Genomic DNA, 18,838 nt, shown 5'->3' with positions numbered 1-18,838 from the left:
ATCCGCCCACCGGGACCGCGGCTTAGTAGTTTGTACTCGTGACAGCTGCGGATGAAGCACACGCCGAGCACGCGATCCCTGCGCAATACGTGCTTTCCTCTGCGGCGCCCGAGCCCCGGACGCTGGTGGACATCCTGCGCGACACCGCGAGCCGGTTCCCTGACGCCCCTGCGCTCGACGACGGGTCGGTGCAGCTCACCTACGCCGAACTGATCACCGACGTCGAAGACAGCGTGGCCTGGCTCGCGGCGCGCGGCATCGGCCGCGGTGACCGGATCGGGATCCGGATGCCGTCGGGCACCTATGCGCTCTACGTCGCGATCCTGGCCACGCTGGCGGCCGGCGCGGCCTACGTTCCGGTGGACGCCGACGACCCCGACGAACGGGCCCAGCTGGTATTCGGCGAGGCCAACGTGGTGGGCGTGATCACCGAGGCCGGCCTGGTGCGGGGCCCCGGATCATCGCGGGGCTGGCGTGCGGCGGCGCCGCTGGTTCGTGACGACGCCTGGATCATCTTCACCTCCGGATCGACGGGGACGCCAAAGGGTGTGGCGGTGACGCACCGCAGCGCGGCCGCATTCGTCGACGCTGAAGCACGGATGTTCCTGCAGGACAACCCGATCGGACCCGGGGACCGAGTGCTGGCCGGTTTGTCGGTGGCGTTCGACGCGTCGTGCGAGGAGATGTGGCTGGCCTGGCGGCACGGGGCCTGCCTGGTCCCGGCACCCCGGTCGTTGGTGCGCAGCGGCATGGATCTGGGCCCGTGGCTGGTGAGCCGCGACATCACCGTGGTGTCGACGGTGCCGACACTCGCGGCGCTGTGGCCCGCCGAGGCGCTCGAAGCCGTGCGCCTGCTCATCTTCGGCGGTGAGGCGTGCCCGCCCGAGCTCGCGCAGCGTCTGGCGGTCGACGGGCGCGAGCTGTGGAACACCTACGGGCCCACCGAGGCCACCGTCGTCGCGTGCGGGGCCAAGCTGGACGGGCAGGGCCCCGTCAGCATCGGTCTGCCGTTGCCCGGCTGGGACCTGGCGGTCGTCGACGCGAAGGGCCACCAGGTTGCCTTCGGCGAGGTCGGCGAACTGGTGATCGGCGGCGTGGGACTGGCCCGGTACCTGGACCCCGAGAAAGACGCCGAGAAGTACGCGGCCATGCCGACGCTGGGCTGGAGCCGGGCTTACCGCAGCGGTGACCTGGTGCGTCTGGAACCGGACGGCCTGTACTTCCAGGGCCGGGCCGACGATCAGGTCAAGGTCGGCGGCAGGCGCATCGAGCTGGGCGAGGTGGACAACGCGCTGGTCCACCTGCCCGGTGTCAGCGGCGGTGCGGCCGCGGTCCGCAAGACCGCCAGCGGCACCCCGTTACTGGTCGGCTACATCGCCAGCGCCGATCCGGACTTCGACCTCGCCGCCGCCAGGGCCTCGCTGTCGGAAGCCCTACCTGCCGCGCTGGTGCCCCGGCTGGTGCTGCTCGACGAGTTGCCGACCCGCACGTCGGGCAAGGTGGACCGCAACGCACTGCCCTGGCCGCCGCCCGGCGAGACCGAGCAGGACGCCCCCGACCTCGGCGGCACCCTGGGTTGGCTCGCCGGGCTGTGGCGCGATGTCCTCGGCACCGCCGTCGACGGCCCGGAGGCCGATTTCATCGCGCTCGGCGGCGGCTCGTTGTCGGCCGCCCAGCTCGTGGCCGCACTGCGGCAGCGGTATCCACAGGTGACCGTCGCCGACCTGTACGACCATCCGCGGCTGGGTTCACTAGCCGGATACCTCGACGAACTCAAACCTCCGCCGCAGGTGGAAACGCGCGTGGTGAAACCGACGCCGTGGCTCACCCAAGCCGCCCAGGTGGCGTTGTCCCTGCCGCTGGCGACGCTGACCGGCGTGCAGTGGGTGGTGTGGCTGGCGCTGCTGAACAACATCGCCGCAGCCGCGAAAATCGTGCCGTGGGCCACGCCCGTGAACTGGTGGTGGCTGCTGGCCGGCTTCCTTATCTTCATCACGCCCGTGGGCCGCATGGGCATCGCCGTGCTCTTCGCGCGGATGCTGCTCAGCGGGCTGGAGCCGGGCACCTACCGTCGCGGCGGCGCCGTGCACCTGCGGGTCTGGATCGCCGAGCGGCTCGCTGACGCCAGCGGCGCGGAGAACCTGGCAGGCGCGCCGTGGATGGTCTATTACGCCCGGGCGCTGGGCAACAGCGTCGGCAAGGGCGTCGACCTGCACTCTGCCCCGCCGGTGACCGGCATGCTCAAGATCGGCCATCGCGCCTCCGTCGAACCCGAGGTGGATCTCACCGGGCACTGGATCGACGGTGACCTGTTCCACGTGGGACCGGTGTCGATCGGCAACGACGCCACCATCGGCGCGCGCACCACGCTGCTGCCCGGGGCGACGGTCGGGAAGAACGCCGATGTGGCCCCCGGTTCCGCGGTGGTCGGCAAGGTGAAGAACGGCCAGTTCTGGAAGGGCTCGCCTGCGGTGAAGTCCGGCAAGGCCCGTCATCCATGGCCCGACCACCGGCCGGGCCGCGCCCCGGTGTGGGTGGCCGTCTACGGCGTCACCTCGATACTGCTCGGCAGCCTGCCGTTGGCCGCACTCGCCGCCGGCCTCGCCGTGGTCGGCTGGGGTGTGCGCGGCACCGCATCCCCCAAGGAGGCGATCCTGCCTGCCCTGGCGTGGACGCCGGTCGCGGCGCTGGTCGCGATGGTCGTCTATGCCGCGCTGACCGTGGTCGGGGTGCGCCTGCTGTCGCTGCGCCTGTCCGAGGGTTACCACCCGGTGCGCAGCCGCGTGGGCTGGCAGCTGTGGGCCACCGAACGGCTGATGGACGCGGCCCGTAACTACCTGTTCCCCATCTACGCCAGCCTGCTGACACCGTGGTGGCTGCGGCTCCTGGGCGCGAAAGTCGGCAAGGGCACCGAGATCTCCACGGCGCTGTTCACACCGAAGTTCACCGAGGTGCAGGACGGTGCGTTCCTGGCCGACGACACCATGGTGGCCTCCTATGAACTGGGCGGCGGCTGGATCCACGTCGCGAAGGCCACCATCGGCAAGCGCGCATTCCTCGGCAACTCGGGCATCACCCAGCCCGGCCGCAAAGTGCCCGACGACGGCCTGGTCGCGGTGCTCTCGGCCGCCCCGCACAAAGCCAAGGCCGGATCGTCGTGGCTCGGCAGCCCTCCGGTCCGGTTGCGCCGCAACCCGACTGCGGCCGACGCGCTGCGCACGTTCCACCCGTCGAACCGACTCAAGATCATGCGCGGCACGGTCGAGACCTGCCGCATCATCCCGGTGATCGTGACGTTCGCGATCGGTGTCGCGGTGCTCGGCGCCCTGCAGGCCGCGGCCATCCGCATCGGCTACCTGTGGACCGCGCTGGCCAGCGGCGTGGTGCTGCTGGCCGCGGGCGCTGTCGCGGGTGCCATCGCGGTGATCGCGAAGTGGTTGGTGATCGGGCGGATTCGCGCCGTCGAACACCCGCTGTGGTCGTCGTTCGTGTGGCGCAACGAGGTCTCGGACACCTTCGTCGAAACCGTTGCGGCACCGTGGTTCGCGCGCGCCGCCAGCGGCACTCCGGTGATGAACCTGTGGCTGCGCGGGCTCGGCGCCTCGATCGGACGCGGCGTGTGGTGCGAAACCTATTGGCTGCCGGAGGCCGATCTGGTCACGCTGGGCACCGCGGCCACGGTCAACCGCGGCTGCGTGGTGCAGACGCACCTGTTCCACGACCGCATCATGCGGTTGGACAGCGTGGTGCTTGAGGACGGTGCGACGCTCGGGCCGCACTGCGTGGCGCTGCCCGCGGCCCGCCTGGGCGCCGGGGCCACGGTGGGCCCTGGCTCGCTGGTGATGCGCGGCGACGAGGTTCCGGCCTCGACGCGCTGGCAGGGCAATCCGATCGCGCCGTGGAACCTGTTCGGCAAGAAGCGCGGCGGCTCGGCTGACAAGGCGTCCAAGAGCCCCGAGGACAGCGCCGCGTGACGCGATCCGACAAGGCGGTCAGCAAGGCGGCCAAGAAAGCCACCAAGAAGGCATCCGCAGCTCCCGTCATCGACCCCTACCTGCCGGGCAACGGCAACTTCGGTTACCGGGTGTCGCGCTACGAACTCGAACTCGAGTACAAGGTGTCGGCCAATCGACTGGCCGGGTCGGCCACCATCACCGCCGTCACGCTGGCCCAATTGCGCACGTTCACCCTCGATCTCGCGAACACCATGAACGTGTCGAGGGTTTCGGTGAACGGCCGCAGGCCCGCCCAGTTCCGATGTTCCAACGGAAAACTGCTCATCACGTTGGCCTCACCGCTGCCGGCGGGTGCCGCCATGACCGTGCTGGTCCGCTACAGCGGCAACCCGCGGCCCATCGACACCTTTTGGGGCGAAGTCGGATTCGAGGAGCTCTCGAACGGCGCCCTGGTCGCCGGGCAGCCCAACGGCGCGGCCACCTGGTTCCCGTGCGACGACCACCCCAGCGCCAAGGCCAGCTACCGCGTCGAAATCAGCACCGACAGCCCGTACTACGCGATCGCCAACGGCGAGTTGGTTTCCCGAAGGGTCCGGGCCGGGCACACCGTGTGGACCTACGAGCAGGCCGAGCCGACATCGAGCTACCTGATGACGCTGCAGATCGGCATGTACGAGCGCCACCGACTGGCCAAATCCCCCGTGCCGATGCACGCCGTGCTGCCGTCGCGGCTCAAACGCGACTTCGACCATGATTTCGACCGGCAGCCGCAGATGATGAAGTTGTTCGTCAAACTGTTCGGGCCGTACCCGCTTGCCACCGGCTACACCGTGGTGGTCACCGACGACGACCTGGAAATCCCCCTTGAGGCCCAAGGCATTTCGATCTTCGGCGCCAACCACTGCGACGGGCACCGCGGCGCCGAACGGCTCATCGCCCACGAGCTGGCCCACCAGTGGTTCGGCAATTCGGTGACCGCGCGGCACTGGCGCGACATCTGGCTGCACGAAGGCTTCGCCTGTTACGCCGAATGGCTGTGGTCGGAGAACAGCGGTGGGCCGAGCGCAGCCGAGTGGGCCGGTCGCTACCACCACAAGCTGGCGGACCTGCCCCAGAACCTGCTGCTGTCCGACCCCGGTCCCGAGGACATGTTCGACGACCGCGTGTACAAGCGAGGTGCGTTGACGCTGCACGTGCTGCGCAACCGCATCGGCGACAAGAATTTCTTTGCGCTGCTGCAGGATTGGACAACCAAGTACCGGCACAGCACCGCGTTCACCGACGACTTCACCGGGCTGGCCGCGCGCTACACCGACGAATCGCTGCAGCCACTGTGGCAGGCCTGGCTGTATTCGAAAGCCCTGCCACCGCTGTGACCGACGGCGGCGGCCCGTCCGCAGCATCTGATCCTCTTCGCGCAAGCGGCTCATCGCCGGGCCCCGTGACGCGCAGCAGCGTCGCCACGGTCGGGGCCGCGACCGCGATCACGGCGCTGTGCGGCTACGCCGTGCTCTACCTGGCCGCCCGGGCTCTCGAACCGGCGGGGTTCTCGGTGTTCAGCGTGTTCTGGGGCGCGTTCGGCCTGGTCACCGGCGCCGCCAACGGCTTGCTGCAAGAGGCCACCCGCGAGGTGCGTGCCGTATCGGTCAACCCCTACGTCGGACCGGGGCCGCGGACCCACCCGCTGCGGGTGGCCGCGCTGGTCGGTCTCGTCGCGGCAGCGGTGATCGCAGGCACCTCGCCGCTGTGGGCGCCGCACGTGTTCGTCGAATCGCCCGTGCTCAGTGTCGTGCTGCTCAGCGCGGGCCTCGCCGGGTTCTGTATGCACGCGACGCTGCTGGGCATGCTCGCCGGGGTGAACCGCTGGTCGCAGTACGGCGCGCTGATGGTGACCGACGCCGTCATCCGCGTCGCCGTCGCGGCGGGCACCGTGGTGCTGGGCTGGGAACTGGTCGGTTTCCTGTGGGCCACCGTGGCCGGCGCGGTGGCGTGGCTGATCCTGCTGATCGCCTCGCCCGCCACCCGGCTCGCGGCCGAACTGGTCACCGCGGGCGGCCCGGGGACGTTCCTGCGGGGCGCCGCGCATTCCATCGCCGCCGCAGGTGCCAGCGCGATCCTGGTGATGGGCTTCCCGGTGCTGCTCAAGGCCACCTCGGCGGACCTCGGTGCGGCCGGTGGCGTGGTGATCCTGGCCGTGACGCTGACGCGGGCTCCGCTGCTGGTGCCGCTGACGGCGATGCAGGGCAACCTGATCGCGCACTTCGTGGACCAGCGCAGCGCGCGACTGCGGGCCCTGCTGGCGCCTGCTGCCGTGGTCGCGGGGCTGGGTGGGGTCGGGGTGCTGGCCGCCGGACTACTGGGGCCCTGGCTGCTGCAGGTGGCGTTCGGGCCCGAGTACCGGGCCAGTGGTGCGCTGCTGGCCTGGTTGACCGCAGGCGCTGTGGCGATCGCGATGCTGACGCTGACCGGAGCTGCGGCCGTCGCGGCCGCACTGCACCGGGCGTACGCGGCCGGCTGGATCAGCGCGACTGTGGCAGCAGTAGCCCTGCTGCTGCTGCCGGTCGGGCTGGAAACCCGCACCGTGATCGCCCTGCTCTGTGCACCGCTGGTCGGAATCGCCGTGCATCTGGTGGCGCTGGGCCGGGCATCGGCCGGGCAGGAGTAGTAGTTTGGTGCCCATCGACACGCGCTACCACGACGTCTGGATCGTCATTCCCGCCTTCAACGAGGCGACCATCATCGGCGACGTCATCTCCGACGTTCGCTCCGTTTTCCCTCACGTGGTCTGTGTGGATGACGGCAGCCGCGACAACACCGCCGAGCAGGCCTTCGCCGCAGGCGCACACGTCGTGCCGCACCCGGTCAACCTCGGCCAGGGTGCGGCCATCCAGACCGGCGTCGAGTACGCCCGCCGCCAGCCCGGCGCCGAGGTGTTCGTGACGTTCGACGCCGACGGCCAGCACCAGGTCAAGGACGTGGTCCGGATGATCGACCGGCTCAGCGCCGACGACGTCGACCTCGTCATCGGGACCCGCTTCGCCGGTGCGGTCACCCATACCCCGCCGCTCAAGCGGATCATCCTGCGCGCAGCGGCATTTCTGAGCCCCCAGAGCCGGGCGCTGGGCCTGACCGACGCGCACAACGGGCTGCGGGTGTTCGATCGCAAAGTGGCCGATTCGCTCAACCTGACCATGAGCGGCATGAGCCACGCGGGCGAATTCATCGCATTGGCCTACGAAAACCAGTGGCGGGTGGCCGAGGAGCCGGTCGAGATTCTCTACACCGACTACTCGAAGTCGAAGGGCCAGCCGTTGCTCAACGGGGTCAACATCGTCTTCGACGGGTTGTTACGCAGGAGGTTGTCCCGGTGAACTGGATTCAGGCACTGCTGATCGTCTCGGTGCTCGCGCTGCTGGTGTACCTGCTGAACTCGCGCCGCAGTGCCCGGTCCAAGGCCTGGGTCAAGGTGGGTTTCGTGCTGTTCGTGGTGGCGGGCATCTACGCGATCCTGCGACCCGACGACACCACGGTCGTCGCGAATTGGCTTGGCGTCAAACGCGGTACAGACCTGATGGAGTACGTGCTGATCATCGCGTTCGTCTTCGTCACGCTCTCGGCGTACCTGCGCTTCAAAGACCTCGAACTCAAATACGCCAGGCTGGCCCGCTCGGTGGCCTTGCAGAACGCGCGCGTGCCTAGCGACGACTGAAAAGCTCCGCCAGCAGGTCGATCCGGGCGTCCTCGAGCTCGGGCTGCGGCAGCACCCGCCGCACGATGGCCGCGCCGTCGAAGGTGTTGAGCACGACCGCGAGCACCACGGCCAGCGCATCCTCGGGAATCTGCTCGGCGCCCGGCGCGCTCTTGGCGGTCTCGTAGATGTTCTCGACGTACTCGGCGAGCACCGTTTGCAGTGTCGCCCGCAGCTTTTCGTCGGTGCGGGCGGCCACCATCAGCTCGTGCCACACGGTGTTGGTGTCGCTGCCCGCGATGTCGCGCAGAATCGTCAGCACCGCGTGCAGCGGCGGCTGCTCGGCCGGGATCTGTGCGACGAGCTTGCTGCCCAACTCCAATTGCCTGCGCGCCACCTCATGGGCTGTGGCCGCCATGAAGTCGCTCATGGTCGGAAAGTGCCGGAACAGCGCGCCGTCGGAGACCTTGGCCCGCCGCGCGATCACCGAAGCCGATGCACGTGCGTAACCCACCTCGACGATGGTGTCGATGCCGGCGTCGAGCAGCCGGGCAACGGTCTCCTCACGACGTTGCTGCTGGGTTCTCGCCATCTCAAACCGTTTGTGCCACAGGCTGTTCGGCGCCGCGGGCGCGCAGGTAGCGACCGGACTTCACCGTGGCGCCGTAGCCGTCACGGAACTGACCGTTGCGGTACACCACCACACCGTTGACGGCTGTCGCGACGACCGCGTCGTCGTTGCGGTTCACCATCCGGCTCAGGCCGCCATAGAACGGCACCGACTCCTCGTGGTACGCGTCGACCTGATCGTCGAGCCCGGCCGGGTCGATCACCACGAAGTCGGCACGCTCACCTTGCCGCAGGGTGCCTGCAGCCACACCGAACCAGTCGGCGACCTCGGCGGTCAGCCGGTGCACGGCATGCGTCGTGGTCAGGAACGGCCGGCCGGCCAGCTGGGCGTCGCGAACCCGCTTGAGCAGGCGCAGCGGGTAGTTGTAGAACGCCATGTTGCGCAGGTGCGCACCGGCATCCGAGAAGCCCATGTGCACCGAGGGCTCCTTGGCCAGCTTGTCGAGCTGCTTGGGCCGGGCGTTGGCCACGATGGTGGTCCACCGGACATTGCGCTCGCCATTCTCGACGAGCACGTCGAGGAACGCGTCGAGCGGATGGATGCCCCGCTCATCGGCGATCTGTCCGAAGGACTTGCCGATCAGCGTCTTGTCGGGGCATTCGACGATGGTCGCGTCGTGGAAATCGCGGTGCCACAACGTCGGGCCGAGCTTGCGGCGATCGAACGACCGCCGGAACCGGCGGCGGTACTCCGGGTCCGCCAGCAGCTTGTTGCGCTCCAGCTGATCACGCAGGTGCAGTGCCGCCGTGCCTGCGCCGAACTCCTCGAAAACCGGCAGATCGATTCCGTCCGAATACAATTCGAACGGCACCGGCAGGTGCTGGAACCGTACCTTGGCATCCAGGATCCGGTTGAGCAGTCGCGTTCCCGGCCCCAGCACATGCACTGCGCCCGGCGAAGACTTGGCGTCGGCCGAGACCAGCAGGCTCACCCGCACGCCGCGGCGCCGGCCGAACCAGCTGCTGCTCTCCAGGAAGAAGTTCAGGGCCTCCTGCGCCTTGGCGACGTTGGGTGCGCTCTGCAGCACCCGGCCGCGCTTGCGCAGCACCTTGATGAGCCTGCGGCGTTCCCGCCAGGTCGCGAATGTCGAGGGCAGCGCGCGGGACCGGAACCGGTCGCCGTCGAGCTTGTCGATCGCGGCGTCCATCCCCGACATGCCGAGCATGCCCGCGGCGAGCGCCTCGTCGAGCTTGGCCGCCATGGCCTCGAGTTCGGCGTCGGTCGGGGTGACGTCGCGGGTGGTGGCGCGGTCAAGGCCGAGCACCGAGGCCCGCAGATCGGAGTGGCCCAGCATCGAGGCGATGTTGGGACCCAGCGGCAGATGATCGAGGACCTCGATGTACTCGCTCGGATTCGTCCACGTGCGGTGCTGTTCGAGCGCGCCGAGGACGAACTTGCGCGGCACCGCCTCCACACGGCTGAACAGATCGGCGGCGTCCTCGGTGTCCGCGTAGACGGTCGAGAGCGAGCACATCCCCAGCAGCACTGTCGTGACCCCGTGGCGCACGGATTCGCGCAGGCCCGGGTCGAGCAGGACCTCGGCGTCGTAGTGCGTGTGCACGTCGATGAAGCCGGGCACGACCCACTTACCGGCCGCGTCGATCACGTCGGGGCAACCCGTCTCGTCGAGCGGTTTGACCGACACGGTCGCGACGATGCCGTCGCGAATGCCCAGCGTGCGGACCTGCGGAGGCGCGCCTGTGCCGTCGAACCACAGGCCGTTGCGAACGATGACGTCGTAGGACATGACGTCACGCTAGCTTAGAAAGTGAGCGCTCACAATCTTTTTGTGGACTCGTTCTGCCGAACCCGGAAATAGTCCACGGTCCGCTCCACGCCGGTCGCGAGCTCGACCTGCGGCTCCCAGCCGAGAAGGTTCTTCGCCCGGCTGATGTCGAGCTTGGAGCGACGCAGATCGCCCAACCGTGGCGGATGCATCTCGGGCTCGTCGGGCACCCCGACGGCATTCGCGATCACCGTGTGCAGCTGCCGCGTCGAGGTCTCGATGCCCGTGCCGACGTTGAACCGCAACCCGCCGCCGTCGACGCCGGACGCCCTGACGAAGGCGTCGACAACATCGTCGACGTACACGTAGTCACGCGTGTCGGTGCCGTCACCGAAGATCTTGGTGGGCCGGCCGGCCAGCATGGCCTGCGCGAAGATCGCCACGACGCCCGCCTCGCCGTGCGGATCCTGCCGCGGTCCGTAGACGTTGGCAGGCGCGATGTGCGAGCAGTCCAGGTTGTACAGGTTGCGGAAGGTGTTGAGGTACACCTCGCCGGCCACCTTGCTCGCCGCGTAGGGCGAGGCGGGGTTCGTCGGGATCTCCTCGCTGGTGGGGTACGTCGGGGGGACGCCGTAGACCGAACCGCCCGACGACGTGTGCACCACCTTGCGGACGCGCGCCTTGCGGGCGGCCTCGGCGAGCCGGACGGTGCCGACCACATTGATCGTCGAATCCAGCTGCGGATCGTCGACCGACCGCTTCACCGAGATCTGCGCGGCCAGGTGAAAAACCACCTCCGGCTGGAACTCGGCCAGCAGCGCGACCAGATCGGCGTCGACGATGTCGGCCTTCACGAACTCGAAGTCGTCGCTGGTCTCCGCACCCTGCAGGTTCTCGACCCGTCCACTGCTCAGATCATCGAGACCCACGACACTGTGGCCGTCGGCCAGCAGCCGATCCACCAGCGTTGATCCGATGAAGCCCGCAGCGCCCGTCACCAGTGTTCGCACGATGACACCGTACAGTCGGCAAGAGTGAACTGGGTCGCGCGCACCGCAGCCGCACTGATCGTGGCGCAGCTCGTGGTCCGTGGCGTACTGGCCTTCGGCGGCTACTTCTACTGGGACGATCTCATCCTGGTCGGCCGCGCAGGCACCCAGAACCTGCTGTCCCCCGGCTACCTTTTCGACGATCACGACGGCCATGTGATGCCCGGCGCGTTCCTGGTCTCCGGCGTGATCACGCGGCTGGCTCCGCTGAACTGGGTTCTTCCCGCGATCAGCCTGGTGGTGCTGCAACTCCTGGCCTCATTGGCGCTGCTGCGGGCCTTGTGGGCCATCCTCGGCTGGCGGCCTGTGCTGCTGGTGCCGCTGACGTTCGCGCTGTTCACCCCGTTGGGCGTGCCGGGGTTCGCCTGGTGGGCCGCCGCACTGAACTCGCTGCCGATGCTGGCCGCACTGGCCTGGGTGTGTGGTGAAGCGGTGCTGCTGGTGCGCACCGGGGCCCCACGGCACGCCGTGATCGGGACCCTGGTCTACTTCGGCGGGCTGCTGTTCTTCGAGAAGGCCGCCGTGATCCCGTTCGTCGCCTTCGCCGTCGTCGCACTGCTGGGGTATGTCACCGGGTCATTCGGTGTCCGCGAGGTGTGGTTGCGCGGGTTTCGGTTGTGGACGGCATGCCTGGCGCTGACCGTCGCGTGGATCGGCGTCTACCTGCTGGTCGTCAACCAGAAGCGCTGGAGCTTCGACCTGTCGATGACATGGGACCTGCTGAGCCGGTCGTTCACGCACGGCATCGTGCCGGGCCTGGCCGGTGGGCCGTGGGCGTGGCAACGCTGGGCACCGGCATCGCCGTGGGCGACGCCGCCGCTGACGGTGATGCTGCTTGGCTGGCTGGTGCTTGCTGCGGCGGTGGCCGTGGTGCTGGCGCGTAAGCAACGCATCTGGCCGGTGCTCGTGGTGGCCCTGGGCTACGCCGTCGCCTGCCAGATACCCATCTATCTGATGCGCTCGTCGCGGTTCACCGCACTGGAACTCGCGCAGACGCTGCGTTACCTCCCGGACCTCGTGGTGGTGCTGGCGCTGCTGGCGGCGGTGGGCTTCTGTGCGCACAACCGCGAGTCGCCCTTGCTCGACGCGTCCCGGACCCGCACGGCCGTATGCGTCGGCGTGGCAATCGCTTTCGTGGGCAGCAGTCTCTGCTCGACCGCGACGTTCCTGCGGGTCTGGCGTGACAGCCCGGTGCCTGCCTACCTGGCCAACGCGCAGGCCGGGCTCGCGACGGCGTCGTCCGCACCGCAACTGGATCAGGAGGTCGACCCCCTGATCCTGCAACGGGTGGCCTATCCAGAAAACCTGGCAAGCCACATGTTCGCCCTGGTCCGAGCTCGTCCCGAATTCGCCTCGGCAACAACAGAACTCCGCATGTTCGACCGCTCCGGCAAGCTCTTGCCCGCGCTGGTGACCTGGGTCCGCAGCATCGCCGAAGGCCCAGCGCCGCATTGCGGCTTCCTGGTCCAGCCCGACGCACCTGTACGCATGCCGCTGGACGGCCCACTGCTGCCGGCGGATTGGACCGCCGAGATCAACTACCTCGCCAACAGCGATGGCTCACTGACCATGTCCCTGCCCGAAGGGCCTGAGGTCAAAGTGCCTGTGCGGCCTGGGCTCAACCGCGTCTTCGTCCGCCTGCCCGGCGCCGGCGACGCAATTCTCGTGCGGGCCAACACCGCCGCGCTGTCGGTCTGCATCTCCCCCGGGCCCGTCGGATTCCTGGCGCCGAGGTAGGTCGGCATACGGGATACTGATAGTTCACTCATCAGATCCCGGGGGGTGGCTGCGGCGCCAGATCATCGCTGGCAAGGGACCGCGAACGACGCGTATGCAAGTGGGCAACTTCATCTTCCGCCGCATCGGCACCTTTGCGTCGGTTGTCACCGCGACGTTGTGGATGGCTGGGTGCATGCCGCTTCACGCACCACCGCGCGCGAGCACATCCCCGCAGCCCACGGTGAATCTGCCTCCGCGCGAGCATGCCCAACAACTCATGGACCAGTTCGGGATCTCGTTACCGACACATGCTCGGAATGTCCGGGTTGTCACACCCCCGCTCGATGATTTTCGCGCCAAGGCACTCGTCAGTTTCGAAGCGCCCCGCGAGGAAGTTGTAGACGAGACGTGTCGCGGCGTGAAAACCAAATCGCTGGAGCACTGGCCGCTCATCGCCGGCGGCACTGATCAAGAGATCCTCGACTATGCGCATGCCGCGCCCGACGAAAACAAGTACGGTTCATGCCAGCAGTACATTGGGGGCAAGAAAATCCTCATCCTCGTACCACGGATAGAGAACCTACTGACATATGTGGTTCTTTATCACAGGCCTTATCGGTGAGCCACAGGCCGCCACCAAACGATTAACGATCTCGCCGTTGACGACCGCTTACTTGTCGGTGGCCGCGAGTAGCATCGGTAGCGTGTTCGAAAGTATGTTCGACATCGACGCGGAGGCCAGCGAAGCTGAGCTGCGCGCCCAGATCGAGACCTTCGAACACCTGAAATCGGCTGCCGCCGCCGCCCAAGCGCGGGCCACCGCACTGTGGGCCGCCAAGCGCCGCGCCGCCGAAGCAGCCGCCGGCGTACCCGCCAGCCGCCGCGGCCGCGGCCTGGCCAGCGAAGTGGCGTTGGCCCGCCACGACGCCCCCGTCTGCGGCAACACCCACCTGGGCATGGCCCACGCCCTCGTCCACGAAATGCCCCACACCCTGGCCGCCCTGCAATGCGGCGCCCTGTCCGAATGGCGCGCCACCCTCATCGTGCGCGAATCGGCCTGCCTCAGTGTCGAACACCGCCGCCAACTCGACGCCGAAATGTGCGCCGACATCTCGCGCCTACAGGGCTGGGGAAATTCGCGGATCACCGCCGAAGCCAAAAAGATCGCCGCCAAACTCGACGTCGAAGCGGTCGTGCAACGCTGCGCCAAAGCCGCCAAGGACCGCTGCGTCACCATCCGACCCGCACCCGACAGCATGGCCTACGTGACCATCCTGCTGCCGGTCCAACAAGGTGTCACGGTGTATGCCTCCGCCAAACATGCCGCCGACACCACCTTCGACGAGCGCACCCGCGGACAAATCATGGCCGACACCATCTACGAACGCGTCACCGGCAGGCCGGCCGGTCAGCCGGTGCCGATCGAGCTGAACCTCGTCATGGCCGACACCACGTTGGCCGGCGACGACGACGCCCCCGCCTGGATCGGCGGCTACGGCCCCGTGCCCGCCGGGTTCGCCCGCACCCTCGTCAACGACACCTGCGCGGCCGACGTCAAGGCCACCCTGCGGCGGCTCTACCGCCATCCCCGCAGCGGACAACTGATCGCGATGGAGTCGCAGGCCCGGCTCTTCCCCAAAGGCCTGGCAACCCTGCTCGACCTGCGCGACCAAACCTGCCGCACCCCCTACTGCAACGCACCCATCCGCCACCACGACCACGCAGTCCCCAAACACCACGGTGGCCCCACCACCGCACTCAACGGCCTCGGCACCTGCGAAGCCTGCAACTACACCAAAGAAGCACCCGGCTGGAGGGTCACCACAACTGAGATCGACGGCGTCCACACCGCCGAATACACCACCCCCACCGGAGCCGTCTACCAATCCACCGCACCACCGCTACCCGGACCACCGGTGCGAACCGTGAGCATCATCGAAGGCCAGCTCAGCATCGACCTGGTCACCTTCGAAGCTGCCTGACATCTGCCATGAGCCGATTACGGCCCTCAGACGTTGACGTCGAAGCCCAGATCAACGTCGCAGGCCGCCTGTCCGCCTCGGACGCCCCAGTTCTCGAGCGCGCTCTCGCGCAGCAGGATGGTGATGTGGTCGGCCGGAATTCCGAAGTCCCCCAAGCGATTGACGATCTGGCTGTATAGATTGCGCTTGGCCTGCACCGAGCGGCCCACGAAGCAGTCGATGGTGACGAGCGTATACAGATCGGGATTCGCGAGCTTCGGCGAATACGCGAACCGATGCGGCTCATGGCTCACCAGCCGCACGTGCTTGTCTTCCGCGGGAATCTGGAAAGCAGCGACAAGTGCGGCATGCACGGCATCGATGAGGGCCACCTCTTCGGCAACCGTGTAGGGCTTGCGAACCTCGATCAGCGAACTCGGCACTGGCGAATAATCACACGCCGGGGCCGAGCCGTCATCCAATTTTCGAGGCGAACTGACCGGCGGTTGGAGCAGGCTGGGAGCCATGGACCTCGATCGCTCCCCACGGTCGCCAGCCCCGAGGATCACTCGCATCAACCCCGACCAGTTGCACAAGCCACCTGGTTATCACCACATCACGATCGTCGAGTCCGGGCGAACCGCCTTCCTGGCGGGCCAGTGCCCGGTCGATATCTCCGGCGCACTGGTCGGCGCTGATGACATCGCCGTCCAAATCGACCAAGTGGTGTCCAATTCGGCAATCGCATTGGCGGCCGTGGGGGCCCAGCCGGGCCACGTCGTCCGCTCTGTGGTCTACGTGGTGAGCGACGACACGGCTGTTCTCGCCGCCGTCTGGCGACGGCTCACGCACTCGGTCATCGCCGCGGCCTTCACCACCGCGAGCACCCTGCTTGGCGTTTCACGGTTGGGATTCCCGGGGCAGCTCATCGAAATCGACTTGACGGCAGCACTTTTGGATAAAGCGGTGGGCTCAGGCGAACGTGAGCATGACAGGTGAAGGAACCACGGATGGAGCCGCCTGGGGGAATCGAACCCCCGACCTATTCATTACGAGTGAATCGCTCTACCGACTGAGCTAAGGCGGCGTGCTCGGCGAACCGGGCGGCACGAGTCTACGGCAGAGGCCGCGAGCGACCAAAGTCGCTCCCCGAGTCGCTGCGCACCTGCCGCCGGCCGTCAGCTCCGCAAGGCCTGCCCGACGGTGGCGACCATGGCGTCGAGGGCGAACTTCGGCTTGACGTTGACGGCCAGGGCCTCGCGGCATTCCAGCACCGCCTCGATACAGCGCAGCAACTTGTCCGGGGACGCGTGGGCGGCCATGGCGGCGACCTTGTCAGCCATGTCCGGGTGATTGGCCGTCACGCCCGTCGCCCCCGACGACACCAGCAGGGCGTCCCGGAAGTACGTCGCGAGGTCGATCAGGGCTCGATCCAGGGCATCGCGCGATGCGCGTGTCTTACGTGATTTCTGCCGGTTCTCCAGCTCCTTGAGGGCTCCGGCGGTGCCTCGCGTGGTGCCCGCGGTGCCCTTGCCGGTGCCACCGGCGCCCAGGGCCGTCTTCAGCTCCTCCATCTCGGCCTCATTGCGGCCGGCCGTCAGCGCCAGCGCCTCGGCCTCGGCGACTGCCACCATCTCCTCGGCGGCCGCGTAGGCCCGCGCCGGGGTTGCCGCGTCGCGGGCCAGCCCAAGCGCCCGCTTCCGGCGCTCCCTGGCTTCCGGATCGGTCGCGAGCCGCCGGGCCCGCCCGACATGCCCACCGCTGACCGAGGCGGCCCAGCGGGCGTCTTCCTCGGGCAAGCCGTCACCGGCTATCAGCACGTCCGCGATGGCGTCGGCTCCCGGAGTCGTCAACGCCACATGCCGGCAGCGCGAACGCAGGGTGATCGCGATGTCCTCGGGGTCCACCGAGGGTGCGCACAGCAGGAACACGGTCGACGGCGGCGGTTCCTCCACCACCTTGAGCAGCGCATTGGCAGCGCCCTCGGTGAGCCGGTCAGCATCCTCGATGACGACGATCTGCCAGCGCCCCGTCCCGGGCCGCCGCGACGCGATCTGGACGATCTCGCGCATCTCCTTGACCGCGATGGACAGCCCTTCGGGGATGATGCGTCGCACATCGGCGTGGGTACCGGCCATCGTCGTCGTACACGCGCGACACTGCCCGCACCCCGGCGTCCCGTCCGACGTGCACTGCAATGCGGCAGCAAAGCACAGCGCCGCCACCGACCGGCCGGAGCCGGGAGGCCCGGTGATCAGCCAGGCATGTGTCATGGATCCTGTCGCGGCGCCGTTGTGCGCGGAATCACCCCGCGCAGCCGCAGCAGCCGAGACCAGCTCCTGTTCAACCGCGTCCTGGCCCACCAGCCGCGAAAACACACCGCTCATCACGGCCAACAGTAGTGGTCCAGGCCGACACAACCTGCGTACAGCGGCGCTGAACGTCGCCCGGGACCGATACGGTGAACGGGTGAGCACGGGGGCTGTCCCGATCGGGCGAATCAGCGCATTCGTCCGATGGGTCGCGCGTACCCCGTGGCCGGTCTTCACGCTGGGCATGCTGCAGTCCGACATCATCGGAGCGCTGTTCGTTCTCGGCTTCCTCAGATTCGGTCTGCCACCCGAGGATCGCATCCAGCTCCAGGACCTGCCGGCCGCCAACCTGGCGGTGTTTCTCGGCTACCTGTTCATCGCGTTCACGGTCGGCGCGTACCTGAGCCTGCGCTTGCTGCTGCCGGTCATCCGCTGGCAACGCCGCGACACCCTGATGACCGCCGGCGACCCGGCCATCACCGAGCTGGCTCGCACCCGCGCGCTGCGGATGCCGTTCTACCGAACGCTGATCAGCGTCACCAACTGGTGCCTGGGTTCGGTCGTGTTCATCGTGGCGAGCTGGCCGGTGGCCAGCCGGTCGGCGCCCGTGGTCGCGGTGGCGACCGCGCTGGGCGCCACCGCCACCGCCATCATCGGCTACCTGCAATCGGAGCGCGTGCTGCGCCCCGTGGCGGTCGCGGCTCTGCGAGGCGGCGTCCCGGAGAACTTCCACGCTCCCGGCGTCATCCTGCGCCAGGTGCTCACATGGGTGCTGTCCACCGGGGTGCCGCTGCTGTCGATCGTGTTGGCCTTGGTCGCCAGCAAGTTCTCGATCCTGACGGCGACGGCCGACCAGCTGACCACCCCGTTGTTACTGCTGGCTGTCGCCGCGTTGGTGATCGGGTTGGCGGGCACAGTGCTGGTGGCCATGTCGATCGCCGATCCGCTGCGCCAGCTGCGCTGGGCACTGGGCGAGGTGCAGCGTGGCAACTACAACGCCCACATGCAGATCTACGACGCCAGCGAGCTGGGCCTGCTGCAGGCCGGGTTCAACGACATGGTGCGCGACCTGGCCGAACGGCAGCGCCTGCGCGACCTGTTCGGCCGCTACGTCGGGGAGGACGTGGCACGGCGGGCGCTCGAGCGCGGCACCGAGCTCGGCGGCCAGGAGCGCGACGTGGCGGTGCTGTTCGTCGACCTGGTGGGCTCGACCCATCTGGCGTCGACCATTCCAGCGGCCGAGGTCGTGAACCTGCTCAACGAGTTCTTCCGGGTGATCGTCGACACCGTCAACCGCCACGGCGGTTTCGTCAACAAGTTCCAGGGCGACGCCGCGCTGGCCATCTTCGGTGCTCCCATCGAACATCCCGACGCCTCCGGTGCCGCGCTGGCGGCCTCCCGCGAGTTGCACGACGAACTGCTCACGGTGCTCGGCAGCGACACCGAATTCGGCATCGGCGTCTCGGCCGGCCGCGCGATCGCTGGGCACATCGGTGCACAGGCCCGGTTCGAGTACACCGTGATCGGCGACCCGGTCAACGAGGCGGCCCGCCTGACCGAGCTGGCCAAGATGGAGGAGGGCCACGTGCTGGCCTCGGCCATCGCCGTCAGCGGTGCACTCGATGCCGAGGCGCTGTGCTGGGACGTGGGCGAGATCGTCGAGCTGCGCGGCCGCACCGCACCCACCCAGCTGGCCCGCCCGGTGAACCTCGTCACGCCGGCCGACCTGGACGCCGAACGTCAACTCGTATCGGAGAACTCGCCCGAATCCGGGGCATGAACCGGCCGGCCCGCGA

At 68.3% G+C, this 18,838-nt stretch carries 15 protein-coding genes and 1 tRNA gene; 10 read left to right on the top strand and 6 right to left on the bottom strand.

Features of this window, described 5'->3' with window-relative positions:
• Positions 1-38: 38 nt before the first annotated feature.
• The 5 genes from RMCB_RS08545 to RMCB_RS08525 are packed head-to-tail and all read left to right on the top strand — an operon-like array spanning position 39 to position 7,665.
• Positions 39-3,974 (top strand): Pls/PosA family non-ribosomal peptide synthetase, encoded by a 3,936-nt coding sequence (locus tag RMCB_RS08545; RefSeq protein WP_062828434.1) that lies wholly within the window; start codon positions 39-41, stop codon positions 3,972-3,974.
• Complete coding sequence (locus RMCB_RS08540) at positions 3,971-5,332, top strand: M1 family metallopeptidase (protein ID WP_062828433.1); 1,362 nt, start codon at positions 3,971-3,973, stop codon at positions 5,330-5,332. Before RMCB_RS08545 ends, RMCB_RS08540 begins: the two co-directional genes overlap by 4 nt.
• A complete protein-coding gene (locus tag RMCB_RS08535) occupies positions 5,329-6,621 on the top strand; it encodes an MATE family efflux transporter (RefSeq protein WP_036423755.1) in 1,293 nt (430 codons plus the stop codon). Before RMCB_RS08540 ends, RMCB_RS08535 begins: the two co-directional genes overlap by 4 nt.
• A 7-nt stretch (positions 6,622-6,628) precedes the next feature.
• Positions 6,629-7,327, top strand: a complete 699-nt coding sequence (locus RMCB_RS08530; RefSeq protein WP_029369317.1) for a polyprenyl-phospho-N-acetylgalactosaminyl synthase PpgS — start codon at positions 6,629-6,631, stop codon at positions 7,325-7,327.
• On the top strand, positions 7,324-7,665 hold the full coding sequence (locus RMCB_RS08525; protein WP_062828432.1) for a DUF2304 domain-containing protein: 342 nt from the start codon (positions 7,324-7,326) through the stop codon (positions 7,663-7,665). Before RMCB_RS08530 ends, RMCB_RS08525 begins: the two co-directional genes overlap by 4 nt.
• On the opposite strand, the gene RMCB_RS08520 is transcribed toward RMCB_RS08525, so the two are convergent.
• The 3 genes from RMCB_RS08520 to RMCB_RS08510 are packed head-to-tail and all read right to left on the bottom strand — an operon-like array spanning position 7,652 to position 11,011.
• Positions 7,652-8,236 (bottom strand): TetR/AcrR family transcriptional regulator, encoded by a 585-nt coding sequence (locus RMCB_RS08520; protein WP_029369314.1) that lies wholly within the window; start codon positions 8,234-8,236, stop codon positions 7,652-7,654. The genes RMCB_RS08525 and RMCB_RS08520 overlap by 14 nt on opposite strands.
• A 1-nt stretch (position 8,237) precedes the next feature.
• Positions 8,238-10,022 (bottom strand): N-acyl-D-amino-acid deacylase family protein, encoded by a 1,785-nt coding sequence (locus RMCB_RS08515; protein WP_062828431.1) that lies wholly within the window; start codon positions 10,020-10,022, stop codon positions 8,238-8,240.
• A 29-nt stretch (positions 10,023-10,051) separates the two neighbouring features.
• The gene (locus RMCB_RS08510) at positions 10,052-11,011 is read right to left on the bottom strand and encodes an NAD-dependent epimerase/dehydratase family protein (protein ID WP_062828430.1); all 960 of its coding nucleotides are present in this window, start codon (positions 11,009-11,011) and stop codon (positions 10,052-10,054) included.
• Between the two features lie 24 nt (positions 11,012-11,035).
• Here RMCB_RS08510 and RMCB_RS08505 point away from each other — a divergent pair, with 24 nt between their 5' ends.
• From RMCB_RS08505 to RMCB_RS08495, 3 genes are all read left to right on the top strand, one after another.
• Positions 11,036-12,787: a hypothetical protein gene (locus tag RMCB_RS08505; protein WP_062828429.1), complete on the top strand. Its 1,752-nt coding sequence runs from the start codon at positions 11,036-11,038 to the stop codon at positions 12,785-12,787.
• 100 nt (positions 12,788-12,887) lie between these two features.
• Entirely contained in the window at positions 12,888-13,391 is a 504-nt protein-coding gene (locus RMCB_RS08500; protein WP_131805503.1) for a hypothetical protein, read from the top strand.
• Between the two features lie 82 nt (positions 13,392-13,473).
• Positions 13,474-14,751 carry an HNH endonuclease gene (locus RMCB_RS08495; RefSeq protein ID WP_062828427.1) on the top strand — a complete coding sequence of 426 codons (1,278 nt, stop codon included), beginning with the start codon at positions 13,474-13,476 and terminating at the stop codon, positions 14,749-14,751.
• A 26-nt stretch (positions 14,752-14,777) separates the two neighbouring features.
• Here RMCB_RS08495 and RMCB_RS08490 read toward each other — a convergent pair whose 3' ends face one another.
• Entirely contained in the window at positions 14,778-15,173 is a 396-nt protein-coding gene (locus RMCB_RS08490; protein WP_062828426.1) for a tautomerase family protein, read from the bottom strand.
• Between the two features lie 82 nt (positions 15,174-15,255).
• Between RMCB_RS08490 and RMCB_RS08485 the strand changes: the two genes are divergently transcribed.
• Positions 15,256-15,729 carry a RidA family protein gene (locus RMCB_RS08485; protein ID WP_062828425.1) on the top strand — a complete coding sequence of 158 codons (474 nt, stop codon included), beginning with the start codon at positions 15,256-15,258 and terminating at the stop codon, positions 15,727-15,729.
• A 12-nt stretch (positions 15,730-15,741) separates the two neighbouring features.
• On the opposite strand, the gene RMCB_RS08480 is transcribed toward RMCB_RS08485, so the two are convergent.
• Together RMCB_RS08480 and RMCB_RS08475 are read right to left on the bottom strand one after the other, a co-directional pair.
• A tRNA-Thr gene (locus tag RMCB_RS08480) sits at positions 15,742-15,817 on the bottom strand.
• A gap of 91 nt (positions 15,818-15,908) precedes the next feature.
• Positions 15,909-17,117 carry a DNA polymerase III subunit delta' gene (locus RMCB_RS08475; RefSeq protein WP_062828424.1) on the bottom strand — a complete coding sequence of 403 codons (1,209 nt, stop codon included), beginning with the start codon at positions 17,115-17,117 and terminating at the stop codon, positions 15,909-15,911.
• Positions 17,118-17,199: 82 nt separating this feature from the next.
• Here RMCB_RS08475 and RMCB_RS08470 point away from each other — a divergent pair, with 82 nt between their 5' ends.
• Positions 17,200-18,822, top strand: a complete 1,623-nt coding sequence (locus RMCB_RS08470) for an adenylate/guanylate cyclase domain-containing protein (protein WP_029369304.1) — start codon at positions 17,200-17,202, stop codon at positions 18,820-18,822.
• Positions 18,823-18,838 lie beyond the last annotated feature (16 nt).

The sequence above is a fragment of the Mycolicibacterium brisbanense genome (assembly GCF_001570425.1).
Lineage (GTDB): Bacteria > Actinomycetota > Actinomycetes > Mycobacteriales > Mycobacteriaceae > Mycobacterium > Mycobacterium brisbanense.
The sequence above is the reverse complement of the archived record's forward strand: the minus strand, read 5'-3'. Positions and strand labels throughout refer to the sequence as shown.